We start from the raw sequence: 12494 nt of genomic DNA, 5'->3' as shown, positions 1-12494 counted from the left end.
GAGCTACCTGCAAATAGGAATCAATACGGAACAAAGCTTTTAACATGGGGAATACAGTGGAACAAGGTGGTTTGTCCCTCGAGAGTCGACTGAAAGCCTATAGAGAATTTGTTGCAAACGTATTGAGAGAGACTCAGAGGGAATTTCCCTCGAGCGGCCCTATAAGGGACTTAGATTGGCAGAGAGCAAAAAAGACCGAGATTTACTCTAAAAAAAAGGGGCCTTGCGACCCCTCTATTTGCTATGCAAACGAGCAATTATTTCACGCGACCAGTAACTTGGATATGGATACCCACTTTGTCAGAAGAGCAAAGTTTAGCAGCATCAGCCACTGGAACGTAAAGCGCTACGCGACCATGAAGGTATTTGTAAGCATTGAAAGAAAGAAGATTGTCTAGGAAAGCTTTACCAGCTGCACATGTAGAAGTACCCGCAGTTGCATAAGCATTCGATTTTTCCAATTTTACAGTCCAAGCTGCGTTGTCAGCAAACAAAAGAGCGCTGTAGCTGCAAGTCGCGCCATCTTCAGAGAATGTCGCTTTCAACAAGATGTTATCTAAAGAGTAATCAGCAGAAGCTGTTGTGAATTGGATGCCTTTGGCAGCGATTTCTTCAGGAGTAGCAACTTGAGTGTTACCGTCGTCGCAAACGTAAGCAGTGAATTTAGCCAACCATCTTTCGCCATCAAGAACCAAGTCTTGATTAGTTTGTGCGTGAGCTTGAGCGAATGCCAGAGTCGTCAATAGAGCTAGAGCAAATTTTTTCATTTTATCTCCTTGTTGTTTTTAAAAATCGAATGCAGCGATTTCTAAAAACAAACCCACGGAGGGTCAATAAATATCGCTCCCATTGTCTTTGGGTTTTCATTTACACGGAATTTCCTGTTTATTGAAAACCTAATGATAAGATGGGAGCAAATACTCAACCCTTCTTAGGAATTTCCAGAGTGGAAATAAAGCGCTTTCTGAACGCAAAAATATTCTCTACATCCTTGCGAATCCATTTGCCTGCGACAAGCCAACCCAGATGTCCCAATGGCAAACGATAGCGAACGCGATCAATCATCAAAGTGCCGCCACAGAAAGGACGAAACTGATGAGTGTGATGCCACATGCGATAGGGTCCCTGAAGTTGTTTATCGACAAAGCGATGTGGCGGTTGCCACTCGTCGATCTCAGTCCGCCATTTGACGGGAACGCCGCGGATTTTAAGTTTATAATCGATCAGGGTCCCCTGCCGCACTTCCGGCGTTGAAATATTCTCGATATGAAAATTCAAAGTCGGCGGAGTGATTTGCTCTAAATTATAGGCATCCTGAAAGAAGTGAAAAATCTTTTCCGGTGGATCGGGAAGAAATTGTTCCGAGTAGAAAATATCTTCTCCAGATCTGAATGGCTCACAGATTTCTTCAAGAGCTTGATCGACCGTTCGATACTGGAATTCATATCCCAGAGCTTCACTTTTTTCAGTCGATCCGCGCATCGAAGAAAGCATCACTGTTGCAACTTCTCCGAAAAGAACTTTAAGGGCCGCGGAGGGAACCGGCGGTCCTAATTTTTTTCCTAATTTACTTGCTAAGACTTCAGACAACTCCCGATTCGTGACCGGCACAGGCGCAACACCATTGAGCGGGCCGTTCACTTGGGTGTTTTCTAAAGCGAATACGTAAAGGCCTACGATATCTTGAAGATGTATCCAACTCATGTAGTGCCGACCCGAACCTAGTATGCCGCCTACACCGGCTCTGAAGGGAAACATCATTTGCTCTAAGGCTCCACCCTGCTGAGAAAGAACGATGCCCGTACGAATAAAAACTTTTCGGCCAGGAGCTTTTTCTGATTCGGCCTCCCACGCAAGCGTCACTCGAGCTAAGAAATCATTTCCGGCAGCATGTTCTTCGCGCAAAACCTCGTCACCGCAATCACCGTAGTAGCCAATGGCAGAGCTAGAGATAAAAGTTCTTGTGGATTCCGGAATACTTTGAATCAGATGTCTTGTGCCTTGAACACGCGAGTTATAAATCTTACGTTTTTTTTCTTCCGACCAGCGACCTTCAACAACGGGTTCGCCCATCAGATTGATGACCGTATCGACATGCAAAAGTTTTGCGTCCTTTACTGGTCCATCCATCAAATCGCCGACCACCACCTCGCAAGGAAACGGCAAATTTTCGCGAGCTTTGCTTAAGCTGCGGCTGATCACCACGATCTCGTGACCTTTTTCTGCTAAGACTTTTCCTAATTCTTTACCGATAAGGCCTGTGGCCCCCGTCATCAGAATGCGCATCACTTCCTACTTTCTTAGAGCTTTTGAATAGGCTTGCAAACAGCGGCCGCGGGCCTCTGCGTGATCTATCATGGGTTCAGGATACTCATCCGTGCCTATTTCTGGAACCCACGTTTTAATATACTCTTCATCGGGATCAAACTTCTTTGCCTGGGCTTCGGGATTAAAAATTCGAAAGTAAGGAGCCGCATCGCAGCCCGTCCCCGCGGCCCATTGCCAATTCCCGTTGTTCGCAGCTAAATCATAATCTAATAATTTTTCTGCAAAGTATCTTTCGCCATCATACCAATAAGTTAATAAATGTTTGCACAGAAAACTCGCGGTCACCATGCGCACGCGGTTGTGCATAAAGCCTGTGGCGTTAAGCTGCCTCATGCCCGCGTCCACTAAAGGATACCCCGTTTTTCCTTCGCACCAACGTTCAAAATCTTTTTTAGATTTTCTCCACTCAATCTTGTCGTATTCAGGACGAAAACTCTGTTTTTCAACTAAGGGAAAATGCCACAGGATCTGCATAAAAAAGTCCCGCCAGATCAGTTCGCTCAACCAAACTTCAGAGTGCTTTTTCCCGATCCTTGCTAACTCACGGATACTCACTGTTCCAAATCTTAAATGAAGTCCAAGTCGAGTCGTGCCATTTTCTAGAGCCGGAAAATCACGGGTCTTTGCATATTCTTTTATTATTTTGATCGAAATCTTAGCTGGCGGAAAAGCTAACTCTGTTTTTTCAAAACCGATGTCTTTCAAAGAAAGCAGCTTTTCAGGACGACTGACTTTCGCGTAGGCCTTTTCGTATTTTTTATTCGGATAGGATTTTAAATAGAAGTCCGTCAGCTTCGAAAGGACCTTTTTCTTGTAGGGTGTAAAAACGGTATAAGGTTTTTTAGTGTCAGTGAGGATTTCATCCTTTTCAAACAGAGTTTGATCTTTGAATGTTTTAAACTCGATATTCTGCTTGGCCGCCCAATGCGAAACCTTTTCATCTCTTTCGCGCGCCGAGGGTTCATAATCGTGATTTGTATAGATCGCCGATACTTCCTTTTCCTTAGCCAGTTGCTTCAAGATATCTAAAGGCTTTCCATGTCTGACCAACAGGTCAGAACCTTTTTCGTTAAGCTCTTTCTTTAGATCGGCAATGGTTTGATGAATAAAAGACACACGCGCGTCACGTCGATCCTTTAACTTCTCTAAGATTTCCGTATCGAAGATAAAGAGAGGAAGAACATTTTCCTTCTTCTCTTTCAGTGCGGCATAAAGTCCCGCGTTATCATTGAGTCGTAAATCGCGGCGGAACCAGAAGAACGTCACATTTGCCATAATAAAAGTTTAATATTTCTGCGAGTTAAGGTAAATTTGGTTTCCATGGACGGCAAGAAGTCTGACAAAAAACAAACTAAGAATCTCGACAAGATCAAATCTTCGATGTTTTCCCGTAGTTTGTCTTTGGCAAAATTGACCATTCAAGCCGGCGCATCCTTGGCTTCACATGGTGTCACATCCGCTTTAAAATCCAAAGAAGATAAAGAAGAAAACTGGAAAAAGCTTTTGCAGAACCAAGCCTCCTTAATAAGTTCTGAACTTGGCGAACTTAAAGGCAGCCTCATGAAGGCGGGCCAGATGTTGTCTATGTATGGAGAACATTTTCTTCCTCCCGAGGCCAATCAGCTTCTTCGCTCTTTGCAGTCTGATTCTATTCCACTTACATGGGAAGCTATTGAACCAACACTGAAGAAACATCTGTCAGCAGAAAAACTGGCTGAGCTAGAAATTGAAAAAGAGGCTTTGGCATCTGCTTCTATGGGGCAGGTTCATCGGGCCCGCGTAAAAGCGACGGGCGAAAGTATTGTTCTTAAGATTCAATACCCGAATGTGGATAAAGCTATCGACAGCGATTTGCGTGCGATCCGCACTTTATTAGGCACGTTGAAGCTTTTGCCGAAGGATTTTGATTTAAATCCTCTTTTTGCCGAAGTTCGTGAAATGCTGGTGCAGGAAACGAATTATGACATTGAAGCTCAGTTGACCGAAGATTTTTATGCTCGACTGAAAGATGATTCTCGCTACATCGTCCCTAAAGTAATTCGTGAGTATTCAGGCCCTAAAATTTTAGCGACGACTTTTGAGCGCGGCATTCGTGTTGATGATCCTTTAATTCAAAGTCTGCCCCAAGATCGTCGCAACAAACTGGCGATGAATTTCTTGGAACTCTATTTCAAAGAAATCTTTGAATGGGGTGTGGTTCAAACGGATCCTCACAGCGGCAACTATCGCATTCGCTTGAATCCTCAAGGACATGATCAGTTGGTGCTTTTGGATTTTGGCGCTACACGTGAATACGACGTCGAGTTTTTAAATCCTTACCGTCGCATGGTGAAGGGTTCATTATACAACGACCGCGACTTGTTTCAATCTTCTGCATTAGACTTGCGCTTCATCCGCGAAGGTGACGCCGATGAACTAAAGCGACTTTTTGAAGAGTTCTGTTTTGAAACCGTCGAACCCTTTATTGCTCCCGAAGACCCGCGCAATCAAGAAGGTCGCGTCGATGCCGAAGGACTTTATGATTGGAAGAATACGGATCTGCCACAACGTCTTTCAAAAAAGGCCTTTCAGATCATTCGTCACTTCTCCTGGAGAACTCCGCCAAAAGAGATGATTTTTTTGGATCGTAAAACGGGTGGCGTTTTTATTTTCTTATCTATCATCCGCGCGAAGATCCGTGGACGTGATCTTTTACTGAAATATGTCGAGAGGATTTCTTAGGTGTTGGCTCGTCTGTTTTTTATTTCTCTTTTCTTTCCTGTGGCTGCGTTAGCTGCGACACCCACGAATTTCGATGTGGATTTTAAAAAGATCTCTGCCGCTCCTTTATCCCCCGCCCAAGGAATTTCTTTTGAGAAATTAAGAGGTAAAGTTGTCCTGGTGGACTTCTGGGCTTCTTGGTGCACACCGTGCAAAGAGGCTTTACCGCACTACAATCGCCTTTATAAGGCTTATAAGGATAAGGGTCTGGTTGTTATCGCCGTTAATGAAGACGATGACCTGAAAGAGCGGGATGCATTTTTAAAAGGCCAGAAATTCGATTTCTATATCTATCAGGATCAAGATAGAAAAATGCTGGGAGAATTTAAAGTCCAAGCTCTGCCGACGCTGTATGTATTTGATAAGAATTTAAAACCGGTGACTTTCTATCGCGGATTTGGCCCGGATAAGCCGGCACTTTTGGAAAAGACGATTCAGGATTTGTTGAAATAGTTTTTCGACGAGGACAACGAAGTCTATTTTACTTCCACTGTGGAAGTGCAGACGTTGGGTCCATTGCTACTGCCACGATGGCAGTGAAAAATAAAAAAGGCGGGATTCACCCGCCTTTTTCTTATCTTTGACTCAGCTTTGTTTCTGCTGGAGCCAGCCAGATATCTATGATATCCCCTTGCTTCACTTTGCCTTTTTCTTTGTACCAGAATTTCGCTCTTTCACGAGCTTCGGCGTAGCGGCCGATCGGTCTGACAACACCTTTTTCATAGTTCAAAGAAATCTTCGTGATCTTTTCAGAAAGTTTCACGACTTCTTCTTTTTGTGAAATACCGTCGCCGTTCGCATCATTCCACAGAACAAGTTTCTTAAACTCTTTATCTTTCTTATCGATAAAGCCGTCTTTGTTCGAATCGAATTGCTTTAAGACTTCAAAGCCATTTACTTTGTCTGCGTTATCACCAAAGAGCTCGTTACGTTGATCGATCATACCCGACTTATCGCGATCCAAAGCCACGAACCAACCTGGAGACTTCGCCTCGGGCCACATCGTTTTACCGAAGGGATTTAGAGGGAAATCACTGATCGCATCAAACTTCGGTCTTTCATCATCCCAGAACACCATCAGAGGTGACCAGTAACCACCGCAGAAGCCTGTTTGCCCTGGGAAAGAGACGTTGATGTCGATGTTGGATTTATCGGAGGATACGGAGATACCGCCGAAGGAGGCTGATAGCGCTCCATTTTTCCCCATGTAATCACCGCATGGATAAGTGGCATGACTAGATGAGTGTCCGTAAGCACCATAAACAGCTGAACCACTACAAGATGTGATTTCCTGATTGAATGCATAGCTTTTTAGATATACATCACCTTTTGCTTTTTCCGTTACGTTACCTTCATCATCAATCGTAACACTCGTTGGAATTGGCGTTTTCAAGATAACGCTGTTTCCGAAAATTCCTGCAGATCCACCGCCAGGGATAGAAAACTTATCTGCTGACATTGGAGCTACAGTTCCACCGCCGGACATGCCCGCAGCCGTTACTAACATCGCTGGATATTCAACTGTAATAGGATATTCTTTTCCACCAATCACCATAACAAAACTTGCCTGAATGATAGAGCTAGGCGCCAAAGGATTCCCTACACCGCGAAGGTTGGTTCCAAAGCAAGAATTATTGACTTTGATCATGACTTCCGTTTTACCAGATCTCGTCACCAACCCTGAGGCCGGCGCCGACACGACAGAGTCACCCGATGTCGCCGAGTTGACCGACATTGGAAAATCTTTATCAGCCGCCAAGGACGGAATACTGAAAAATACAAGCGCCCCCAGAGCGACACTGTTTTTTGATAACGTACCCATAATTCCCCCTGAAACCTTTAAAGACCGGCGGTCTTCGTCGGGTCCTTTTTATCCATTTTCTTAACTTTAAAATAAATCATTCGTTTCAAAACTGAATCGCGGCGAAGATGAAACTCTGCCACCGCATCGGCCATCAAGAAGGGCTCTGACCATCTCCCATCTTCATAAACAGATTTATAAAGATTCGCAGGCTTACCGACGTAACGGGCATCTTCTTGAGGTTGCAGGAAGTAGCGAATCAATCTTACAGCCCGCATACGCACGATCGATTGGCCCCCGCCAATAGACGGCGCCGCCCGCAAGAATTTATCTACCGAATCCAATGTGCTTCCAAACTCGGGCTCTTTCAGGTCAACAAGCCCCTTAATTGTCGCATCTATTTTTAAGGAGTTTTCATCAACATATCCAATAAATATTGGACTGCGAGGAGCGACCTTCATATCAACAGAACCATCCGTTCTAATTGGGCGCAAACGTGCTGGCGTATCTAACATCAAAGCTCTTCCACGCACCCAAAAGGCCGGTCTTTGCTTTTCGACCCATTTGCTTTTATTCAGTGAGGAAAAAGACAGCGTTGCTGATTTGTTGAAATCCGACGGAACAGCTCCAATATCATAAGCCGCCACCGGGTCATAGTTCATCAACGCGCCCGCATTGAGGTCTTGAAGCAGAACAAACATTTCTGTACGGCCGCCCAGCTTCAAAGTAATATTTCTTTCTAGATCTTCCTTTTTACCCAACAAGTTTGCTGGTACATCCGGATAATAATCGAAGAATGGAAGACCTCTATCGTCTTTCACCGTCAGATTATTGTACGACGGCTCGACCGCATTCAAGTCAGAGAAGACCACTCGTTCGGCCAAATTCGTATCAATGGAATCTTCAAGCTTGGTTTGAAGTTTCACCTGCTCTTTAGTGACCATCAACTGAGTCGCAAGCACGGCCGTTGTGAGGATTGCGACCACACCAATACCAATTGCAACTTCTATGGCTGTGAAGCCTTTTTTATTCATCAACATCATTTTGCACTCACCACGAAAACGTAATCTTTGTAAGGCTCTGTCCATGATTTGTGAGTCATGCGTAGAGTCACTTTGTAAAGACCACGGAATTCTTCATAAGGTTGAATCGTGTAACCGTAAGTACCTGCGCACTCTTTGCAGTCCTCGCGCTTAGCCACGCGTCCGGTATCCCACGCCATAGGCAATTTATCCAAAGCCAACACTGAAGATGTTCCCGACTCATAGTCAAAGTTCACTTGATAGTTTTCAACGCCGGCCTTGATGTTCTCTGCGATGTCATTGATTTGTTTATCCGATGACGAAAGCTGCACGGTCTGCGCCGTTGTTTTTCTTAACTGCGCCATACCACCGACGAAAGCCGTACCTACGACAGTCAATAGTGCAAATCCCACGATCGCTTCAACCAGCGTCTGACCTTTGTTATTCCATGTTTTCATTATAAGCCTCCTTCGCGGGACTGTTCTGCCACGAAGAAACGCACCAGACGACGTTTACATGTCGTATTCGATGCACCTGAAATCAGACCACAATCCGGATCAACCGATGTCCATTGGAATGGATCCGCTTTAGCTCTCAAACTGATCGTGTTACATGCCATACGATCAGCGACTCCTTGGACCGAAGGAATTGGATGCCAAATCGGGTCAACAATCTTGGCATTACAGTCCTCTCCTCCGGAAAGTGGCTTCAGAATTTTAGCAGCGCGCAATTCTTTCGTCGATTGCGGATGATAAATGGTACTCCACGTGATCCCCGCGCGAATCGCATCTGGATGCAGACGCAATTTACCTACGATGAAAGTACCAATGATGCGTAAAGGTTTAGAGCGAGCTTCAATTTCCAATTCATCACAAGCAAAGAAACCCGTGACAAAGTCAGATGTTGAATCGATCAAACACTTACCGACGATAGAACGAACCTGGAACGTCGCTGTACTTCTTGTTGAGTTCACGATTTCAAGACTAGGAAGACCTGGATCTTTACCTACTTCTTCCCCACCTGCGAAATTCCATGATGTTCTTGTGCTTGGTGCAAAGCTGGTATTCCAACCAGCACCACCGAAGGATTGTGAGGATTGCGCATTACGAGCATTTTCGCAGTCTTCAGCAAGTTTCGCCCAGTCCGTACCACCTTCATTCAAACTTTCAGCAGTACTTGCTGGCGTACGCGAGACGGCATTGGGAGGATTGAGGTTCGAAGTCGTTCCATCAAATTTAAAATTCAGATAGCCAAGAAGGTTGGCGTTAGCTGGATTCACGATAGGATTACTTCTCCAGTACGTACCATCGTACGCTTGAACTCCGACGACAGGAGCGATCTTAGTACCATCTTTTCCGATCAAACTTCCGGCATTTTTAACGCGCACTTGGAAATCCAATTTATCGTAAGACGTAAATCCCCAATAAGATTTTACTTTGTCAGTTTCAATCTCAATATAAGGAGGGTTTGCTACCAAATACTCGTAGTTTGAAACCGCACTTTTTGCGACACTCACTTGATAGTTAGCGTCTTCAACTACCTTCTGTTGATCTACCAATTGAGTATTAAGACTCGTGATAGTTTTCTTTGTTTCCTCAATCTGATCTTCATAGTAAGCAATCTTCGCTGGGTCTTGATATTCTACTTTGTCACCCGAAGTCGCCCCACTGGAAGTACCACTCGAAGTTGAGCCTTCCGTGGATGGTGACGTTTCAGTCACTGTCGTGCCGCTTGAAGAAGAGGAACTGCCAGATGACTCCGTCGAGGTAGATGCCATCTCCGTTTCTGTTGTGCTAGAAGGAACACTTGCACCACTCGTCGAAGTGGAAGTGGAAGTCGTGGAAGGTGCGGTAGTGCCGCCACCTGAACTTGCTTTTTTCTCGGGTTTCGCCTCTTCAGAGGCAAGCTTCGTTTCCCAAGATGTTAGACTTGCGCGAGCCGCCTCAAGGTCATCCTCTAATTTATCATATTTAGCAACGGCGCTAGTACGGGCATATTCTTTCGCTGAAACCGCAGATTTGAGGCTGTTGTAATATGTTGAGGATCCGACTTGAACTTTTAATTTCAATGTCGCATCACGCGGCATCTGAGCCTCAACCCATTTGTCACCGATGTCGACGCGCACTTTAACGACGGCGTCATTGTAGTCATCAGAAATCAGCTCAGCCGTTCCCGTCCCCCAATTGTCCTTATTAAGAGTTAAAGAATCCGTTTGCTTACTGAAATAATTCCCGTTAGACAGAAATAATCGATAATCAAAATTGTTGTTCTCTGATGAATTCAGGGTCACACCCAGCTTTGATTGGTACATATATTCACGACTTGATTGCTTTTTTGTCAGCTCAATACACTGGCTCATCAAATCACTTTTAGGTACCGTTCCTGATAAGATTTTTGCGAAATAGTGAAGACCTAAATCCAAACCACCGTCATTTTCGATTCCCTTTAGGAAACCACCGAAAGTGCGGGCATCAGCCCAGTAGCGATCGGTCATTCCACCTGAAGTTCTAGGTGTGTAGTTAGAACCGTTAGATTTCACCCAACCGTTTCCAAGATAAACCCGGTCCGCAAAGGTAACCGCAGAATACTGAACAGCACCAGGATCCGTTTCGTCAGTACCATTATCCACGGCGATATGAATGTTTTTATTCACAAAGACAGGACTTAAGAAAACCAACCCCTGGCTGTTACCAAGCTCCGCACGATTATTGAATTTATGAATCGAAAGATCACCTTTTTCCATTTGCGCGTCCCAAGTCGAATCCAGATGCAAATCATTTGGAACTAAGAGTGCAAACGAGCCCACTTCGCGTGGGTACACAACAATCTGAGAACTAATACTTAAATCTTTATTACCGATGCGAATAGGCTCCGTTTGATCACGATGAGTTTTCAAGAGTACCGTGATTGTCGCATAAACTTCACGGCCTGAACGAGGAAGAAAGGCACTGTCATCACGGGTGATCTTCACTCCAATACCATCAATGGCCACTGGTTTTCCATCAGCTCCTTTGACCATTTTCAAGCTTTGCAACACCGGGAACAACGGATGGTTTGTGGATGCCGCATTCACGCGGATGTAACGATCAATAGTTTTTAAACGAATATTATTCGGATCAACGTCTCCAACGCTTTGACCATTAGCAAGCAATTGACGAATGAAGTTTTCCTGCTCTACCGACATGATCAGACGTTCAACGCTGCCCGTGTTCGTGAGGTTGCATTTTTCAGCAGGCTCAGCTAAGAGCATGTCATCATTAGAAAAACAATACTTCTGACGAACGCCGAAAATCACATAGTCCATCGCACTATTCAGCGCGAAGCGAACATTCACGAGGTTCGCGGTTTTAGCTACTTGTTCTTTCTGGCCAATCACGTAGTTGGTGAGGAAATAAAAAGAGGTACTCATCACAGCGGTGGCCGCCAAGATTTGTAACAAAACGTTACCTGCAGAGTTACGTACCGTATTTCGCATAATTTTTCCTAACGTTTCCTTAACGTACTTATCGGACTTTATTAGGAAAAACTTTTATTAAACCGAGGGAATAAATAGATTTTTGTGCCTAAAACGTTTCGTGGTGAGACAGAAACATTGCACATTCTTTCATCATTTTTATTTATGTTCCGGATCGAGACACGTAAAACCAGCGACTTCGGTTTCGATCGTCGCTTCGACGATCCCAAAATCCTTCACCAGCTTTTTGACTTTTGTTTTTACGATTTCCATATCTGAAACAGTCGCATCAGGACCCAAGACCACATGTCCCGTGAAAATGTGATTCTCTCCATCCAAAGACCACAGATGACCGTGATGCACGTCCTGGACTTTTTCGATTTTACGAATCGCCTGCTCAACATGTTCAACTTCGATGTTGGTCGGCGATGCCATTAGGAAAACTTTCAAAGCTTCGCGCAGATTCTTAAAGACATTGTGCATGATCCACAAAGCCAATGCGATCGCCATGCCCGCATCCAGCTGCGGTAGATCGAAGAACTTCATGACGATGGCTCCGGTTAACACCAAAACCCACCCCATCACGTCTTCGATCATATGCCACATCAACATCTTTTCATTCAGGGATTCCCCCTTAGAAATTCGGTACGCAGCAAAACCATTCACGCTCACACCTAAAATGGCCAGCAAAATCATTCCGTCAGCATGAGGCTGTTGCGGATTCAAAAGTCTGGGCACGGACTCAATCAAAATCAACACCGACCCGACAATCAATATGATTCCGGTAATCAAAGCACCGAGGGTGGAAAAACGTCTATAGCCGTAAGAAAAATTCCCATCACTTTTTTTATGCGAGAACTTTTCAAGCACAATCGCCAGGGTCACGGCTAAGGCGTCACCGAAGTCGTGCAAGGCATCACTCAGAATCGCCACACTGTTCGTCCACAAGCCACCGACAAGCTCGATACAAGCAAAACCTAGATTCAATGCCAAAGCCCATTTCATACGACCCATAACGGCGCCATGCGAGTGGTGGTGGTGATGCCCATGGGCATGTGAATGATGATGATGGTGGTGAGCGGACTTTGATGTTTCTGACATGCCTTATTTAACTCTTTTCCTTGTCAGG

Annotated in this window: 10 protein-coding genes; 2 read left to right on the top strand and 8 right to left on the bottom strand. The window is 44.9% G+C overall.

Annotated elements, in window-relative coordinates; genetic code table 11:
- Window positions 1-257: 257 nt before the first annotated feature.
- The 3 genes from AZI85_RS12805 to AZI85_RS12795 all read right to left on the bottom strand — a co-directional run bounded on the left by AZI85_RS12805 (window position 258) and on the right by AZI85_RS12795 (window position 3603).
- A complete protein-coding gene (locus AZI85_RS12805; RefSeq protein ID WP_063244447.1) occupies window positions 258-767 on the bottom strand; it encodes a hypothetical protein in 510 nt (169 codons plus the stop codon).
- 154 nt (window positions 768-921) lie between these two features.
- Window positions 922-2286, bottom strand: a complete 1365-nt coding sequence (locus AZI85_RS12800) for a TIGR01777 family oxidoreductase (protein WP_063244446.1) — start codon at window positions 2284-2286, stop codon at window positions 922-924.
- Between the two features lie 6 nt (window positions 2287-2292).
- Window positions 2293-3603 (bottom strand): cryptochrome/photolyase family protein, encoded by a 1311-nt coding sequence (locus AZI85_RS12795; protein WP_063244445.1) that lies wholly within the window; start codon window positions 3601-3603, stop codon window positions 2293-2295.
- 45 nt (window positions 3604-3648) lie between these two features.
- Here AZI85_RS12795 and AZI85_RS12790 point away from each other — a divergent pair, with 45 nt between their 5' ends.
- Both AZI85_RS12790 and AZI85_RS12785 read left to right on the top strand, forming a co-directional pair.
- Window positions 3649-5049, top strand: a complete 1401-nt coding sequence (locus AZI85_RS12790) for an ABC1 kinase family protein (RefSeq protein ID WP_063244444.1) — start codon at window positions 3649-3651, stop codon at window positions 5047-5049.
- The gene (locus tag AZI85_RS12785; RefSeq protein ID WP_437435126.1) at window positions 5050-5541 is read left to right on the top strand and encodes a TlpA family protein disulfide reductase; all 492 of its coding nucleotides are present in this window, start codon (window positions 5050-5052) and stop codon (window positions 5539-5541) included.
- Window positions 5542-5662: 121 nt separating this feature from the next.
- On the opposite strand, the gene AZI85_RS12780 is transcribed toward AZI85_RS12785, so the two are convergent.
- The 5 genes from AZI85_RS12780 to AZI85_RS12760 form a co-directional block, all read right to left on the bottom strand.
- Window positions 5663-6910, bottom strand: a complete 1248-nt coding sequence (locus tag AZI85_RS12780) for an EF-hand domain-containing protein (RefSeq protein WP_063244443.1) — start codon at window positions 6908-6910, stop codon at window positions 5663-5665.
- 17 nt (window positions 6911-6927) lie between these two features.
- On the bottom strand, window positions 6928-7932 hold the full coding sequence (locus AZI85_RS12775; RefSeq protein ID WP_063244442.1) for a type II secretion system protein: 1005 nt from the start codon (window positions 7930-7932) through the stop codon (window positions 6928-6930).
- Complete coding sequence (locus AZI85_RS12770) at window positions 7929-8369, bottom strand: hypothetical protein (protein ID WP_063244441.1); 441 nt, start codon at window positions 8367-8369, stop codon at window positions 7929-7931. Before AZI85_RS12770 ends, AZI85_RS12775 begins: the two co-directional genes overlap by 4 nt.
- Window positions 8369-11386 carry a hypothetical protein gene (locus tag AZI85_RS12765; protein ID WP_063244440.1) on the bottom strand — a complete coding sequence of 1006 codons (3018 nt, stop codon included), beginning with the start codon at window positions 11384-11386 and terminating at the stop codon, window positions 8369-8371. The genes AZI85_RS12770 and AZI85_RS12765 overlap by 1 nt, the downstream gene beginning before the upstream one ends.
- Before the next feature lie 138 nt (window positions 11387-11524).
- Complete coding sequence (locus tag AZI85_RS12760; protein ID WP_063244439.1) at window positions 11525-12466, bottom strand: cation diffusion facilitator family transporter; 942 nt, start codon at window positions 12464-12466, stop codon at window positions 11525-11527.
- Between the last annotated feature and the right edge of the window lie 28 nt (window positions 12467-12494).

The organism is Bdellovibrio bacteriovorus (assembly GCF_001592755.1).
In the GTDB taxonomy this organism is placed as follows: domain Bacteria; phylum Bdellovibrionota; class Bdellovibrionia; order Bdellovibrionales; family Bdellovibrionaceae; genus Bdellovibrio; species Bdellovibrio bacteriovorus_E.
Note: the sequence above shows the minus strand (reverse complement) of the source record. Positions and strands in the feature narration are given on the sequence as shown.